The sequence below is a fragment of the Halorhodospira sp. 9628 genome (assembly GCF_022228075.1).
Taxonomy (GTDB): Bacteria; Pseudomonadota; Gammaproteobacteria; order Nitrococcales; family Halorhodospiraceae; genus Halorhodospira; species Halorhodospira halophila_A.
Genome location: NZ_JAJNRF010000003.1, coordinates 189,828 through 206,335 on the forward strand (window position 1 = coordinate 189,828; position 16,508 = coordinate 206,335).

General features: G+C 62.8%; 8 protein-coding genes. 6 read left to right on the top strand and 2 right to left on the bottom strand.

Annotated features, from left to right (window positions below):
• Positions 1-98 precede the first annotated feature (98 nt).
• Entirely contained in the window at positions 99-1,595 is a 1,497-nt protein-coding gene (locus tag LRG10_RS05180; RefSeq protein WP_238634848.1) for a PP2C family protein-serine/threonine phosphatase, read from the bottom strand.
• Positions 1,596-2,079: 484 nt separating this feature from the next.
• Between LRG10_RS05180 and LRG10_RS05185 the strand changes: the two genes are divergently transcribed.
• The 4 genes from LRG10_RS05185 (at position 2,080) to LRG10_RS05200 (ending at position 7,376) form a co-directional block, all read left to right on the top strand.
• Positions 2,080-3,336 (top strand): ISL3 family transposase, encoded by a 1,257-nt coding sequence (locus tag LRG10_RS05185; protein ID WP_238634842.1) that lies wholly within the window; start codon positions 2,080-2,082, stop codon positions 3,334-3,336.
• Between the two features lie 517 nt (positions 3,337-3,853).
• Positions 3,854-4,201, top strand: coding sequence for a hypothetical protein (locus LRG10_RS05190; RefSeq protein ID WP_238634849.1), 348 nt, complete (start codon positions 3,854-3,856; stop codon positions 4,199-4,201).
• Positions 4,202-4,251: 50 nt separating this feature from the next.
• Positions 4,252-5,994 (top strand): DHH family phosphoesterase, encoded by a 1,743-nt coding sequence (locus LRG10_RS05195; RefSeq protein ID WP_238634896.1) that lies wholly within the window; start codon positions 4,252-4,254, stop codon positions 5,992-5,994.
• Between the two features lie 815 nt (positions 5,995-6,809).
• Positions 6,810-7,376 carry a hypothetical protein gene (locus LRG10_RS05200; RefSeq protein WP_238634850.1) on the top strand — a complete coding sequence of 189 codons (567 nt, stop codon included), beginning with the start codon at positions 6,810-6,812 and terminating at the stop codon, positions 7,374-7,376.
• Positions 7,377-8,876: 1,500 nt separating this feature from the next.
• On the opposite strand, the gene LRG10_RS05205 is transcribed toward LRG10_RS05200, so the two are convergent.
• A complete protein-coding gene (locus tag LRG10_RS05205) occupies positions 8,877-10,568 on the bottom strand; it encodes an EAL domain-containing protein (RefSeq protein WP_238634851.1) in 1,692 nt (563 codons plus the stop codon).
• Between the two features lie 612 nt (positions 10,569-11,180).
• Between LRG10_RS05205 and LRG10_RS05210 the strand changes: the two genes are divergently transcribed.
• Entirely contained in the window at positions 11,181-14,330 is a 3,150-nt protein-coding gene (locus LRG10_RS05210) for a PAS domain-containing protein (protein ID WP_238634852.1), read from the top strand.
• Positions 14,308-16,242: a PAS domain-containing sensor histidine kinase gene (locus LRG10_RS05215; RefSeq protein WP_238634853.1), complete on the top strand. Its 1,935-nt coding sequence runs from the start codon at positions 14,308-14,310 to the stop codon at positions 16,240-16,242. Before LRG10_RS05210 ends, LRG10_RS05215 begins: the two co-directional genes overlap by 23 nt.
• Positions 16,243-16,508 lie beyond the last annotated feature (266 nt).

Below are 16,508 nucleotides of genomic sequence, written 5' to 3' on the forward strand. Positions count from 1 at the left end.
CAGCCGCACGGCTCGGCCCGATAACCCGCCGAGTCCGGGGCTCTCAGCGCTCAGATCAGGCCGGCATCAACTCCGCTCCAGCTTCCTTCGAACAAGCGTCACCCATCATCAGCCGGCCGTTTTGCGTACCCCGGGCACCCATCAACTGCCCCCGAGAAAAGCTCATCAAAGGACACATCCAGCAGGGTCACGTCATCACGAACCTCACCGGCACCACGCCATGCGGTCACATCGCTACACAGTGCATCGAAGGCCTCTTCCGGCGGCACCCGCTCGAGCGTGGCCTCCGCATTGCCCTCTCCGAACTGCTCCCCAGAGGCGGATTCGATCTCAAGCAATCCATCGGAACAGGCGATCAGGTGCAAGCCCGCAGAGAGCGGGTAGTCAACCAGCCGCCGGTTCTCCACCGTCCCGCTCGGCACGGCAGCCAGCGGCAGCCCTCTGGGATCCAGCCTTTCCTCGATCCCTTCCGGGCCAACAAGCCATGCCCGCGGCATCCCGGCGTTCCAGACCCCCAGACGCTGGTTACGACAATCGACCTCAAACAGAGTCGCCGCGAGGAAGATTTCCGGCGGCAGGTTGCGGTAGAGCTGCTCATTGATCGTCTCGAGCACCGTGTTGCTATCCACCCCGCGCCTGACCATGTCATCGAAAAGGGTCGCCAGTGCAGGCACGCCCACCGCAGAGTCGATCCCGTGGCCGGTAAAGTCTCCAAGAAGCAGGACGAGCACCCCATCACCCCGGCGCTCGGCGAGGAACACATCCCCACCGAGCATCGCCGCCGGCTGATAGCAAAACCGCACGCCGGGCGCTTGCCGGGCATCGGAGGATGTTGCCCGTGCGATGATCCGCTGAGCACTCTCCTGCTGCTCTTCCAGCTGGCGCTGGTGGGCATCGAGAATCGCTTTGTCCGCCGCCACCGACCGCAACCTTCGAATGAGCGCATCAACCTGGTGCATGACCCGGTTCAGCTCTAAGAAACCTAGGTTGATCGCTTTCGGCTGGAAACTCTCAAGATCCCGAACGGCATTGACCTGCTCGACCTGAGCACTAAAGCGTTCCAGTGAGTGGGTCAGGCGCAGATTCACCCAGTGGGCCGCACCCGCACCCGCGAGAAGGGCCAGAGGGACAACGGTGAAAAACAGCCATGCATAGCCGGTGCGAGCCTCACTGAGCACCGGGTCGAGATCCTGCGTGACCCCGACGACCCCGAGAACCTCGCCAACTTCGGCATTGGTATGACAATCCAGACACTCGCTGCGTGCCTCGACGGGCATCACGTGGCGCTGCTGCCCCCCATCGCTGCGGCGCTGAGCCTCACCCGTGCTAAAGGCCTGATCAACGACCGGATCCGGCTCCACCGAGCCGTCAACGCGGCCATAGAGCTCGTCAACCAGCTCACCACGGTAAAGCTGAACCCAGAGCGGACTTTCTTCGTAGGTCTGCTCCAGCGCCCCGATGTACTCTTCCAGATCCTCCCGCCCCCAACCGCGACGCATGACCTGGAACATCGAGCTGAAAGTATGCTCGGCGGTCACCTCTGCAGTGCGCTGTGCCTGATCTCGTAGAAGGTTCTCGTAGATGAACAGACTCACCGCAGCGGTCCCTGAGAGGGTACCCAGAGCGACCAGGATCACGACCAAGGCCAACAAGGCCCGTAGACTCAACCTCTTGCGGAATCGGCGAAGCGTTTTCAGTACGTTCACTCCCTAACCAGAAGCAGCGGCACCGTGAGCTGCTCTCCTTTACCTCTCTGTGGACATCCAGCTATCAGGCCAGCGCAGCCGCTGGACACTGATGGCGCGCCAGATCCCGACCGCTGGGCTCAGTCCCCAGGCGCCCTGACGCGCGGCACACAGAACCTTCTCTGGAAAAATGCGTGCGCCGGCCAGCTCAAAAACCAGTGAGCCACTTCGCAGCTCCGCCCGACGCCACCCTCCAAAACGCCCCATCCTACCAGCACTTTGGGGTGGCCCCTTCGCGGATCGTGTGGGTGTCAGCGGCTTGTAGTGGGGTAGCCGTCCGCCGGCGTGACCCTATATGTTGTGCCTCGCCGTCTTGACCAAGCGAGGAGTTGCCATGGCCACCGAGCACGCCCTGTTCACCGCCGCGCTGGGGCTGAGCGCGCCCTGGGAAGTCAGCGACATCCGCTTCGATGCCGAGGCCAAACGCATCGACTTCGATGTCACCTTCGCCAGCGGCAGCCGCTTCGCCTGCCCGGCCTGCGGCGCTGAGAGGCAGCCCGTCCATGACACCCGTCAGCGTACGTGGCAGCACCTGCATTTCTTCGAACACCAGGCCTACATCCACGCCGCCGTGCCGCGGGTGTGCTGTCAGGACTGCGGGAAGACCACACAGGTCGAGGTGCCCTGGGCGCGACCGGGTAGCGGGTTCTCGCAGCTGTTCGAGGCCATGGCCGTCACGCTCTGCCGCGAGATGCCGGTGCGCAAGGTGGCCGAGTTGCTCTGCGTCGGCGATGACGCGCTGTGGCGGATCCTCGATCACTATGTCGGCGCTGCCCGGGCCCAGGAGGACTACAGCGAGGTCCGCGCCGTGGGCATCGATGAGACGGCCGCGCGGCGGGGACAGGACTACATCACCATCTTCCAGGACCTGGATGCCCGCCGGCTGCTCTTCGCCTGCCCGGGGCGCAGCCAGAGCACGGTGGCGCGCTTTGCCGAGGACCTGCGGCAACATGGCGGCGAGCCGGAATCGATCGAGGCGGCCTGTATCGACATGAGCAAGGCCTACATTGCCGGCGTACAGCGCCACCTGCCGCAGGCGGCCATCACCTTTGATGCCTTCCACATCGTCAAGCTCGCCAACGAGGCTGTCGACGAGGTCCGCCGCGCCGAGGTGCGCATCGTGCCGGTGCTCAAGGGATCGCGCTGGCTCTGGCTCAAGGACGCCTATCGCTTCTCCATTCGTCAGATCACGGAGCTGCACCACCTCTCGCGGATGCGCCTGAAGACCGGTCGCGCATGGCGGATCAAGGAGATGCTGCGGGACATCCTGACCAAGTCCCGCGACCGTAACGAAGCCGAGCGGGCGCTCAAGAAGTGGTACAGCTGGGCCCGGCGCTGCCGGCTGGAGCCGTTCAAACGCTTCGCCCTGACCGTCAAAGCCCACTGGCAGGGCATCCTCAATCGCTTCGACTCGCGCCTGTCGAACGGCGCTGTCGAGGGGATGAACGCCCAGATCCAAGCGGCTAAGGCGCGTGCCCGCGGCTTCCGTCATCTGCGGAATCTGATCACGATCAGCTACCTGGTCTGCGGCAAGCTCACCCATCTGCCGGCCTCACCCTATCGCACAACATCTAGTGCTGCCGCGGCCTGACCTGATGAAGCCGTCACCCACACAGATTTGGATAGCGCCCTTTGGGGTTCCTCCGAGCCGGAGGCTAAGTGATCCAATCACCCGCAGTGCGCCCTCTTCTCAACGCCGAAATTGCGCGACCCTCCTGTCCTAACCTCAACCCGATTCATGTATCGCCCGCCGGATCATTTTCAATGATCTGAATTCCCGCGGCTTCCAACGCTTCCACAACGCGGCAAACGGCGAGGTTCCGTGGCGTGCCTTTTCCTTGTTCAAGGCGCGCAAGCGCCACCGTTGAGATCCCAACGCAGTTTGCCAAACATTGTTTCGATCACCCCAGAGTCAACCTCTCTGATCACACTTTGGACATCGCCCGGAACCTCTGCGCTCTTTTTTCTTGCCAGATCGAAAAACTCGGATTACTTTAAATAGACGGGCACATCAAATCGAAACAAGGCGAAATCGTGAGCGGATACCTCTGATACGCAGCCCCTCTCGCCGGCGTGATTTCGGCCATGACCACAGGAGCAGGATCTGGATGAACACTTACAACCTCCGAACCGCCGACCAGGGCCGCCTGCGCATCACCCTGGATCGTTTCTTCGGCGAGCTACTTGCCCTGCACCTGGGCTTTGAACCTGAAACGCCGGAAGGCTACATGGCCGTTTACGTCTGGCTCCAACGGGAACTCCAATCGTATCCAACAGGCTCTGCCTACGAGGCTCGCCAGCGCCTCCATGCCCGAGTCCTGCAGACCATCATCGACCCGCAGCTGCAGCACTGTCTCGAGAGCTGGCTCGATGAGCTCGCCCCGGACAACTTGCCCCCGCCGCGCTCTTTCCGGGCCCTGGATGGCACAAGCTTCATGGCCGCCGGGCGCGCTTAAGCGCTTCTCAACCAACAGTAGAACGCACAGTGCAGAAAACGGAGGTGGCCATGAGCCCCAGGATCATCCGCAGGGAACTCCTTGATGAACTCTCTTTCGAGCGGCTTCAACGCACGATCGGCCCGCCGCTCCTGGCCGAAGCTTATGCTCGGCGCGGCGTCCGCGAGGCCACACAGCTCGAGTACGACATCAATAAACTGCCGAGCCCCGAGGGCCTCCCGGGGCTGATCCCGGCAACGCAGAGGCTGTTCCTGGCTCTCAACAATGGCGAGCGGGTCGCGCTCATCGCGGACTGTGCCCCGGGCGCCGCCTACTCCTTGGCCGTAGCCTATCGCGGACTCCGGGATATGGGGATGGATGTCCGTTACTACCTGCAGAGCTCAAAGCACGTGCGCTTCGGCCTGAGCCGGCAGATGGTCGACCAGGCTTTCGAGGATCACGCACCGCATCTGATCGTGGCCATCGACCACGGCACCGGCCCCAGCGAAGGCGTGGCGCATGCCAATGGCTTGGGCGCCGAGGTCATCATCTCGGACTACCACCACCCCGGCGAAACGAGGCCAGATGCCGTGGCTATCGTTAACCCTGCCCTGCCCGAGAACACGTTCCCGGCCCAACACCTGTGCGGCGCCGCCGTTGCCTACTCCATAGTTTCCGCGCTCCGCGCGCTGGCTCATCACCGCGAGCACCCGGCCGGAGACTACGAGGCGCGCTGGCTGCTCGATATCGTTGCCACAGCAACGATCGCCGCGAAGATGCCACTTGACCAGTGCAACCGGCATTTCGCAGGCAGCGGTCTGAGGATCATCGGAGCCGGGCTCGCCTGCCCCGGCCTTCAAGCCCTTTTTGACGTTGCCCAGCGCCCGATGTTGTCGGCGAGCTCTGCAGATCTTAGTGAAGAGATCCACCCTCGCATCAGCGCCGGATTCCATTTTGGCGATCCCCACCTTGTGATCGACTGCTTCCTGAGCGAGGACGAGGAACTGGCCAAGACGCTGGCCCGGGACCTCGATGACAGCTATGCACGCGCGACGGCCCTCGAGCAGAGCATGCTTGAGGAAGCCATGGAGCAGCTCGACGACCCCACACGGCTCTCGGCTACCGTCTATGCCGAGCACTGGCCGGAGTCGATGATGAGCACCCTGGCCGGGCGGCTTGCCGAGAGACTCCATCGGCCGGTGATCGCGCTTACCTCGGTTACAGGCTGGCTCCAAGGCGCTGCGTACTCACTGAGTCCGTTCGACCTTTGCGATGTCTTCGATACGCTCCAGCACCAGGGCAGACGGGTACTGATCGATCACCGGCAACTACGCAACCACGCGGAGCTGTCCGCCGACCACTGGAATCGGCAACGGCTGGCCGATCGCTTTGAAGAGGCCGTTGCCGAGCAGGTGGGTGGCAAAGTCCCCGCACCGGTCATCTATTCAGACGGCGACCCGGGCCTGGAGAGCTTCTCGCTCGACCTGGCTCTGGCTGTCGAGGCCGGCGGCCCATGGGGCGATGGGTTTGAAGAGCCGACTTTCGACTCCCGCTTTCTCGTAGTCAATCAGCGCCCCACCGGGGCCGCAAACGAGCATACGCTCTACAACTTGATCCCGGCCGGCACGTCCGAGCCCACAAAGCATCAGGTCGAGGCCATCCACCGTTATTGCCCGCGAAGCATGGCCGCCCAGGTCGGCCAGACCGTGCGGATGGTCTATCGGCTTCGTGTTGCCCGGCACGAGGGTCGGAAGCGGCTTCAACTACAGGTCCTTGCCATCGGCTCGATTGAAGAGATCACCGAGGTTGCGTAACGGCATGCCCCGCCCAGGGGCAGCAGCTCGGGGACGTGGCCCTTGGTTCACTGTCCGCGGACTGGACAAGGTGTCTGAGCAGCCTCTGGCGCAGCACGGCCGGCCCCGGATTCAGGCGCCCTCCGCGGATCACCACGTGATCCCAGAAGGTGCAGACCTCTCCATAGCTGAGCTCAGCGCACGATGCACCATCCGGGCGCAGGATCTCCGTTCTGACCACCTCAACGAAGAACGATCCATGCGCACGCGCCGCTTCATCCTGCTCTGTGAGCAGATGGCTGGAGTGGGGTGTAAGCAGCCGGAGCTGCCCGGCGCGAACAGCCCGAGTGAGCCGTGCAAAAAGTGAGCGCTTCTCAGCAGCGAAGCTCCATGGGCCCCCTTTCGGGATGGCCGGTTCGCAGCCCCGTTCGCGAAAGAATTCGCAACCTCGTTCGCGAAAGTGTTCGCGGCAAAACCGAAGCTTTTCGCAAACCCGTTCGCGTGGCGCGCGAAATCGTTCGCGCTCGCCTGGTGCGTGCTGGCGGGGTCGGTGTTCGAGGGGCATGTTTGCATCGCACCTGTCTCGTCATTCAGTGACGTTCTTCGTCGCCTGCTGATGGCATCGGGAAGCATCGAAAACACCAGGATGTTTTATGATCAACTATGAAAATTCCATAACTCAGATGATGACAGGAGGTGAAGGACCATCATTAAAAAGCAATTCGGCGTGCAATCTATCGCTAGCCCTCTTCGGACTTCCCTTGATTTTTTCTCGACTCTAGCAGATACTTTTTCATGTGAACATTTTCCACTTCTCAAGCAAACGGGAGCAATCTGTGAGCAAGCAAAATCGCAAGCGCGGCATCGGCCTGTCTATTGATACCACGGAACCAGGTTATGCTTTGGTTCGCATGCTTTTTGATGAGGCGAGCACTCGTGGCGATGACCATGCCGTTCTCGCAGACAGATTCGGCGTTTCTCATGGGTATTTTACCCACCTGCGCGCTGGACGAATCACGGGCGACAAGATCAGCAAGAATGTGATTCGCCGGATCGCCCATTATCTCGGCATTTCACCGATTGGTGCGATGATCCTGGCTGACCAGATCCCGCCGGATTTCTTCTCGCCCGCAGATCGCTCGGCCGAGCAGGATTTGGATCGGGCCCTGCGGTTTATTGCTCAGGACGAAGAGATGGGCCCGCTGTTCCCGGCTGAGTTCTATGAAGAGGGACACACCGATGCCAAGGTCGCGTTCGTGCGGATGTACGAGAAGGCCAAGGGCACCGTGCTGCTGCCTCAGGATGACCTCGAGGATCTGATCAAGGGGCAGGAGCAATTCCGGGCTGACCACCCCTCTGCGTACCAGGGCGAGAAGGTCACGCCGATCCACGGAAATAGCTAGAGCCAAAGGGCCGGAATGAACCCCATCTCAGGTGGGGGCGCTTGACCAAGGTTCGCGATGATTTATTTCTAAGGTTAGCGCCCCCACCGAAGATGGGTAGCTTTGTGCTCCTGGAAACACCCCCAAAACACCTTCACTCGACCCTGCGCTGAACCCCCCTCACGGCGGCTCCTCTCTCCCCCGCCTACCGGCACCCCTGAGAGCGCTCCAGATCCTTCCTGAAAGCAACTTCTCTCTCCACCCGAGGGCACCTTCGCTCTGACTGCTGCGATCGATTTGAGACCCCTCTGAGAGCGCCTTCGATCTCCGGGCTGGGCGCCTGTGGGTCGTGAGCGTGGGTAGCTGTGCTGGCGGCTGGGGCTTTTCGGCGGGGGAGCAGCTATTCTCTGATGGATTTGGAATGGGAATATGAGGGCAACTTCACTCTCCGGCGCTGGCGGCTATTGAACCCATTATGGATAGATGAAGCACTGGGCGCATTGCAGCCTCCCTCCGAGGGCCTGATATTGATAATTGCGTGTCTGTCTCCGGGGGATTCGGCGCATTTTGCGTGGTGCCTGGGTTCGATTTTCGTGCCGGGGTTCTTGCAACTGCTCTCTGAGGGATTGGAATGGGTATCTGAGGGCAACTTCACTCTCCGTCTCTAGCGAACCGTAAACCCCTTTGGTCGCATTGAATCTTTGCCTTGCGTTGCGCTTATGGGCCGAGGGATCTTTGGGTTTTGGGCGATGGCTTCTCCGAGGCATGGATGAGCCTGGGTGCGGTGGCGCGGGAGGGCTGGTGGCGGCGGCGTTGTGTGGTGGTTCGGCGGGGTTTTGCGACTGTTTTCTAAGGGATTGGGAATGGAAATATGAGGGCCCCTTCATTCTCCGGTGCTGGCGGTCCTTAAACCCCCTGCGGGGCCTTTGAGGGGTGCGGCGCGCTGCATCCTTACGGCGGTTCTGTGGGTGGTTGTCTACCCCCCTTCTTCCTGGCGGGGACCTCTATCCGGGGTGCCCTCAGGGGCGGATGAGTGGTCGGGTTCTCTCTTTGTGGGAGCGTTGGGATGGGGTGTGGTTTTGCATGCGAACGCTGCGAACGATGGCTTGCGAACGCGGTCTTTTGCACGGGTGCGGTGGCTTTGCAAACGCTTGGTGTTGGGGGGGGTGCGAACGGTTTGTTGGTGAGTCTGCGAACGCTTGGTTCTGCCCCTCCCTGGGTGTGGTGGTTCTGTCTTGCGAAAAGCGGTCTGGGTGCGTGGCTCAAGAAGGTTCGGTGGCTCTCTACTGTGGGGGGTTCTTTGGTTCCCCTCCAGGGGGAAGGGGTGGGGGTGGATGAGCGTAGGAGGCAAAGCCTGGACCCGGGGCTCAACTGGCATCCCGAGGTGCGCCATGGGATCACGGCCTGATATGGATAGCATCATGCTGTGATTCTAGAGCGACCAAAGCCTGCTACAATCACGCGCTGTGGTCGTCCACCATCTTGGCCAAACTCGGTTGCTGATCGGTCATCTACCCGCGGTCACACCAGCAAATCCTCGCCGGGGATAGCAGCACTGAAAAGAAACCCCTGACCCTGCCGGCATCCGGCACCGAGCAGCGCCCATCGCTGAGCCTCCGTCTCGACCCCCTCAGCCAAAACCTCCATACCGAGGCGCTCACCCAGCGTCACGATCGACTCGACAACAGCTGCCTTGCGTCGGCACTCGGCAATGTCGGCGATGAAAGCGCGATCGATCTTGACCCGGTCCACCGGCAGCTGGGTGAGGTAATGCAACGATGAGTAGCCGGTGCCGAAGTCGTCCACGGCGACCCGCACCCCGTGTTCACGCAGAAAGGCCAGCTCGTCGACGATCACCGCTGAGGGTTCGACCACGAGGCGCTCGGTGATCTCCAGCTCGAGCGCCTCCGGCGCCATCCCAACCCGAGAGAGTTGCGCCAGCAGCTCATCGCTCCAGCCGGGCACTTCCATCTGCGGCGCAGCCAGATTCACTGCCAGCCAACCCGGGGCAACCCCCTGCTCGCTCCAGACCCGGTATTGCTCACCGGCCCGGTCGAGCACCTGCTCGCCCACGCGCCGGATCAGGCTGGCCCACTCAGCCACCGGGATAAAGCGCCCCGGCGAGATCCACCCCTCTTCGGTGTGGTGCCAGCGCACCAGCGCCTCAACACCGAGCCACCTGCGGCTGCTCAGTTCGACCTGCGGCTGAAAATGCACCGTCAGATGCTCCGCATCCAGGGCACGTCGAAGCTCCGTACTCAGATAGACCTGCTCCCGCGCCCGCTTGGTGAACTCATCCCGGAAGAACTCGTAACGCGACCCTGTCCGCTTCGACTCCCGCCGCGCGGAATCGGCCTGAGCCATGAGCTCGTGCGCGGACTCCTGGGTGGAGCGGGTGAGCGTGACACCCGCCCGCAGGCCGACGTGAATCGCCTCACCCGAGACCTCAAGCGGAGCACCGATCTTCCCGACGATGCGCTCGACGAAATCCACCGCCGCATGACTGCTGCGCAGCTGGGGCAGCAGAATCCCGAACTGATCCCCACCGAGCCGGCCGATCGTGGCCGTCTGGGGCAGCAGCTCGCGCAGCCGGGCACCAAGTGTTGCCAGTACTTCGTCCCCGAAGTCCTGCCCCCGGCTGCCGTTGATCGAAGCGAAGCCTTTGAGATCGCAAGCAATCACAGCCAACCAGGGATCATCTTCGCCCTGGAGGATCTGAGCTTGCTCGATTCGGTCATGGAAGAGCATGCGGTTGGGCAATCCGGTAATCGGATCACGGTAGAGCAGCCGCTCGATCTCCGATTCATGCGCATGCCGCTCGGTGAGATCACGCATCAGGGTGGAGTAGCGCACGACCGCGCCCTGCTCATCGCGGTGGGCCATCAGCAGCTGCTCCACCGGGAGTTCGGTGCCCAGCCCCCGGTGCCTCAGGCGCGTATGCCCACGCCACACCCCGATCTGCTCGGCGGTCGGGATCGCCTCATTGAGAAGGCCCTGCAGGCTCTCGGCATCATGGGCCTCGGACAGCCGGGCGGAGAACGATCCCACCTCATCCGCCTGCCCCTGAGCGCACCGAAGGGCGTGGTTGTGGTAGAGAAGTCGGCCGCTGGCGTCCGCAATCCCTATGTAATCCGGAACCGCCTCAAGGAACTCGAGCAGGAGCTGATGCTCCCGTTCGGCGCCGGAGGGCTCCGTTCGGTCCACAATCGCCACCAGCACCTCCGGCCCCACCCTGCCCTCGCCATCATACCTCGCCGCGTGGCAGCACAGCGTGCGAGTCTCCTGCTGTTGTGGACCGAGGACGTAAAGGGTCTCTTCAATGGCCGCTTCTGTTGCTTGGGCATCGAGCAGCCGCTCCCAAGGCCACCTCAGGACAGGATCTTCCGCAGTGGCTTGCAGCTGAACCCCCAACCGGCGCGCCGGAACAGCGACCTGGCTCTGCTTGAGACCAAAGCGTTCCCGCCCTGCCCTGTTCAGGGGCGTGATCTGGTGCTGCTCGTCTACGAGGAGCAGACCAACCACAGGGGAGCGGGGCGGACCATTGCTCCGCAAAAAACGCCAATTTCCGTTGACCATCTGCAGCCACCCCGCCGGCTACCTGCTTTCCCATCTTGATTTTACGCAATCACAGCCATCATCCGTTGTAAAGACTCGGACACACCAGCTGTCCTTCCCGGAAGGCCCGGTCCAACACAGCCTGTTCGGGCCATCCTTAAGCCCCGAACAGGCGCCATGGCGCCCGTAAACAAGGACGTTTTTTGTGGTCATGGGCCGGTTGGGGTACTCTGCCGCTTGTCGGGTTATCATCGCAGGATCAACGCACGGGTGGACAGGCTCAGAGAACAGGCGCCGGGAGACGCGCCATCAGATGCGCAGACCCAGCTCAGCCTGCTCCGCGAAGCCCTAGGGGCCGGCTTCTGGCAGCTGGATCTTGACTCGGGCCGAGTGACGGCCGATGCGCAACTCCTCGCGCTTTACGGGTATCCGGGGACAGACGCATCCGCTGATCATGCTCCGTGGACGGAGGCGATCTGGCGTGAGCATGTTCACCCGGAGGATTGGGCACGGGTGGAGGCCTGCTATCGCAAGGCTTTTGATCACTATACGCCCTGGGATCTGACCTACCGAATCCGGCGCCCGAATGGAGAGATCCGGCATCTACGCTCAGTCGGCCGAGTGGAATGCGATGCCGAGGGCAACCCCACTCATTTGGTCGGGCTCGAGCACGATGTCACCGAACAGGAGCGCCAGCGCCAGGCGCGTGATCAGGCCCTGGAACGCGCCGGGCGAACCGAGAAGATCGGTGCCATCGGACACTGGGTTGCCTACCCGGAGACCGGGAAGCTGATCTGGTCGCCTATGACCTACGAGCTTTGCGGCTTCGACCCGAAGGGACCACCACCGGATTGGGAATCGTTCATCGCCCGGGTCGCCGAGGGGTATCGAGACCAGGTCGCCGAATTCCAGTTCGAGAACAATCCCTCCCTGCTCTCCTGCGAGGGCGAGTACCGCATCGTTCACCCCGGAGGGCGCACGCTTTGGGTCCGTGAGATCGCCCAGCGCTGGCAGGATGAGCACGGCCAGTGGATCATCCAGGGGACTATTCAGGACATCACTGAGCAGCGCGAGGCGCTGGATCGCAGTGACGCGCGCCGCCAAGAGTTGGAGTCAATCCTCGAGGCCATACCGGGCGTCAGCGTGGCCCAGGTTGATCTGGATGGTGTGGTGCGCGAGGCAAGCCGCAGTGCCGAGTGGATCCTCGGTTGCTCGCGTGATGAGTTGATCGGCAAAAGCTTTCTCGACTTCCACAAGCCGGGGGATCGGGCACAGGTCGCCGAAGCGGTAAACGCCCTGCAGAAGGCCGGCCAATCTCACTCCGGTGAGTACGAGCTGATCCGTGGCAACGGTGAACGATTCCGAGCCCAGGTGAATGTCGTTCCCCTGTTGGATGAACGCGGGCAGGTTGTCGGCAGGATTGGTGCCTGTATCGATCTATCGACTCAATTTGCCCATGAGCAGCGTCTGTGCATGGCTCAGGAGGCGGCCGGTTTCGGGGTCTGGGAGTGGGACGTTGCCGCTGATCGAGCCACTTGGGACGCGGCCTCCTGGCGGATGCTCGGCTTTGACCCCGAGCAACAGGGCGCTCTGACTTATGCCCAGTGGCGGGATCTCGTCCACCCCGAGGACTTGGAGCGCATCCTTCCCACCTTCGAGCGCCACCTATTTGCGGGCACCCCTTTTACCATGGAGTTCCGCTACCGGTGTGCCGATGGCAGCTGGCTCTGGGTGCAGAATCGTGGTCAGACCCTGCGCCGTGGCGCCGACGGCTCGCCGATCTACATGGTGGGTACGCACGTAGACATCCAACAAATCAAGGAAGCCGAGCACGCACTACGCGAGCATGAGCGGGATCTACGCGAGGTCAAGCGCATCGCCCGCCTCGGGCACTGGATCCTGGATGTGGAGTCGAAGTCGCTCTTTTGCTCCGGCGAGGTTTACGAGCTTTTCGGGATCGACCCGCGAGAGAAGACCCTGGATCTGGAGACGTATCTCGCCCGGATCCTTGAGCCCGACCGCTCACAGCTCCAATCAGCCTTGGAGCAAGCCTTATCTGGCCAGGCTTTCGAGGTCGAGCATCGCATCACTGGCTCGGATGACAGCGAGCGCATTCTGCTTGGGCGCGGATATACAGAGCTCGATGCCTGGGGGCAGCCCCGGATGGTGCGCGGCACCACCCAGGATGTCACCGAGCAACGGACACTGCAGCATCAACTCACCGAAGCGCTGAAAGCCAAGAACACCTTTCTCAACGCGGTCAGTCACGACTTGCGCAACCCGCTCAATGCGTTGACCGGATTCATGGAGCTGCTCGCCGAACCGAATCTGGACGAAGAGCAGCGCCAGGAGTATGTAAAGCATTGCCGCCGAGCCAGCGCTCGCCTGCTGGAGCTGATCGACTCGCTGCTCGATCTCGGCCGGTTGCAGGCTGGCCGGCTGGAACTGCGCCCGGCGCCTTTTGATCTGCATGCGGCGATCGAGAGCCAGCGCAGCGTGTACGACTCCCTGGCTAGAGAACACGGCTTGGTATTCTCTTGCAGCATCGACCCTGGCGTGCCCCAATCCGTGGAGGCCGATGCCACCCGGCTGGGACAGATCCTTTCGAACCTGCTCAGTAATGCGATCAAGTACACCCATGAGGGCCAGGTCGATCTGACGGTATGCGCAGAGCCCGATGAACGGATCAGCTTCCGGGTGCGCGATACCGGGCCGGGGCTCTCCCCGGAGGATCAGGAGCACATCTTTGCGGCCTTCGATCGCGCCGGCTACCGTGGCTCGCGCAGCGGCCATGGCCTGGGACTGGCCATTGTGCGCGAACTCACCGAGCTTTTCGGCGGGGAGATTTCTCTTCAGAGCACACCCGGGGTGGGCTCCACGTTCACCGTGACGCTCCCGTTGCCGCCGGCGGCACAGGAAACGGAGCGCGATACCGACACTGGCGTCGATAGCACCCCTCCTCCGCTTGGCGGGGATGCTCCGGCCAGCGCACTGAATGTGTTGGTGGCCGATGACGAGGCGGTCAATGTCTTCCTCGCCCGGACTCTGCTCGAGCAGCTCGGCTGCACGGTGACCACGGCCGAGGATGGCGCCAGCGCTCTAGAGGCCTGGCAAACGCAGCGCTTTGATGCCCTGGTCCTCGACCTCCACATGCCCGGAGTCGATGGCGATGAACTCGCCGAGCGCATCCGGGCTGAGGAGAGAGCCCAGCGGTGCACCCGGGTGGCCATTGCCCTTTACACTGCCCATGCCCGCAGCGAAGTGGAGTCGGTCCTCGAGACCGGTCTCTTTGATGCATTCCTAAGCAAGCCGCTGGGTCGCACGGAACTGCGACAGTGGATCAAGTCGCTGGTGCCGCGGAAGGACCCCGATGACGGCACCACGCCAGGAGCGCCCGATGGACGCGAACCCCACTCTTAGCTGGGACGATGCCATGGATGCCATGGGGCATCCGATCTTCCTCCACGATCAGGAGTATCGCATCCTGCGGGCGAACCGCGCATACCTCCAGGAGGCCAGCGCCACGCTCGAAGAGGTAATCGGCCAACCCTACTGGTACGTCTTCCCCCGCGGCGTGGGTTCCCTGCCCGGCTGTCAGTCGGCCATGGCCAAGGTGTCGGCCGGGGAGCGCACTGCTTCCGAGACCGGCTGCGCCGAGACCGCCGAGGAGTTCTCCGTGCCGGATGGCCGGTCCTTCCTATCGCGCTCGTATGTCGCTCGGGACGGACTGGGGGCTTACCGGTACTCCGTCCATATCCTTGAGGACATCACCGCCAGGCGCCATCTCGAACAGGCGCATCAAGCCGCCGAAGCCAAATTCCAGGCAATCACCACCGCCGCACGCGATGCCATCGTGCTGATCGATGCCGAGGACCGGCTGGTGTACTGCAACCCGGCCTTCGAGAAGCTGCTCGGCTATCGCGCTGAAGAGCTTGAAGGAGCACCTTTCCATGACCGCTTCGTCCCCGAGCGCCACAGGGCGGCCATGCAGGCGGGTATGCGCTATTTCCGAGAGTCCGGCGGCAAAACCCGCGTGGGCCAACAGACTGAGGTCGTGGCCATCCACCGTGACGGACACGAGGTCGCCCTGGAGCTGACCCTGGCACCCGTACAGATTGCCGGGCGCTGGCACGCCGCCGGAATCCTGCGCGATATCAGCGAGCGCCGGACTTTGGAAGAAGAGCGCCAGCGCACGCTCGAGGACCAGAGGATATTCCTCGCCGCGGTCAGCCACGATCTGCGCACGCCGCTCAATGCCATCCATGGGTTTCTGGATCAGCTGGCTCACTCCGAGCTTGATCCGCAGCAGCGTCAGCATGTTGACCTTTGCCGAGCCGGCGGCCGGACCATGCTGGGGCTGATCGAGACCGTCCTGGAGCTCTCGCGGCTGGAAGCCGGCCGTGTTCAGCTAAGCGAGCAGGATTTCGATCTGTGCGAATTCATGAATGCCCAGCTAGGCTTTCTCGCACCACTGGCTGAACAGAAGGGCCTGTATCTGGAATGGTCTTCCAGCACCAACGTGCCCTGCCGGGTCCGAGGTGATCCGGTGCGCCTCGGTCAGGTGCTCTACAACCTGGTCAGCAATGCCCTGCGCTTCACCGAGACCGGCGGCATCCGCGTGCAGGTCGAGCGGGCTTCACCGGAGAATGAGCTCCACTTCACCGTCGCGGATACCGGAGTCGGCATCCCCGAAAAGGATCAGCCCCAGATTTTTGAGGCGTTCCGGCAGGCCGGCCCTGCCCTTGCCCGCAAGGAAGGCAGCGGGCTGGGGCTGAAGGTCTGCAAGGAGCTGGTGAAGCTAATGGGTGGGGACATCTCGGTGGAGAGCGAGCCGGGCCGCGGAACGAGCTTCCACTTCACGGTGATCATGCCGCCGGCCGCCTCGGCCACCCCGGTGCAACACACTTCTCAGGAGACCGAGGTTGATACAAGCACGTCTCCCGGCAGCGGCCTGCGCGTCCTTGTTGCCGAGGATGAGCCAACCAACGCCCTGTTGATCCAGTCTTTGCTCACTCAGGCCGGCTGCGAGGAAGTCACCTGGGTGGAGACCGGCCGGGAGGCCATCGAGCACTGGGAGCACTCGAGACCCGATGTCATCCTGCTCGATCTCCAGATGCCCGAGATGGATGGCCGTGATGCGCTGCGGCAAATCCGGGCACAGGAGGCTGAGCACGCCCTGGCGCACACGCCCATCGCTTTGGTCACCGCCCATGCGCTCGAGCACTTCCAGCAGGAGTGTTTCGGCCTCGGCTGCGATGCCTATCTCAATAAGCCGCTCGAGCGCAAAGAGCTCTGGCTTTTTCTCGATCGACTTCGGTCAGAAGCGGCGTGAGCAACCCTCTCTCTCCCCCGCCAGGGATGAGGGGCATGACCGAGAACGGGCGCAGCCGGGCGTTCCGGGCGCGTTGCTGACGAACCGGGCCAGGCTCATGGGATACCAACGCGTGCCCCGGGCATGGCCCTTACCGTCTGGAGTTCCTCACCAGCCCTGCCACAGCCCTCGCTGCAAGCCCCTCAACCCGGTGGCAGTGTAGCCGGATCAAGGCCAGCGCGCGCCGGTCGCCTCTCCTCAAAGCCTTCCCCGATCTCGATCACTCG

What these genes read in the sequence shown, in the direction of transcription:
- LRG10_RS05185 (WP_238634842.1), top strand. Translation starts at nt 2,080, where the DNA reads ATGGCCACCGAGCACGCCCTGTTCACCGCCGCGCTGGGGCTGAGCGCG.
- LRG10_RS05190 (WP_238634849.1), top strand. Translation starts at nt 3,854, where the DNA reads ATGAACACTTACAACCTCCGAACCGCCGACCAGGGCCGCCTGCGCATC.
- LRG10_RS05195 (WP_238634896.1), top strand. Translation starts at nt 4,252, where the DNA reads ATGAGCCCCAGGATCATCCGCAGGGAACTCCTTGATGAACTCTCTTTC.
- LRG10_RS05215 (WP_238634853.1), top strand. Translation starts at nt 14,308, where the DNA reads ATGGACGCGAACCCCACTCTTAGCTGGGACGATGCCATGGATGCCATG.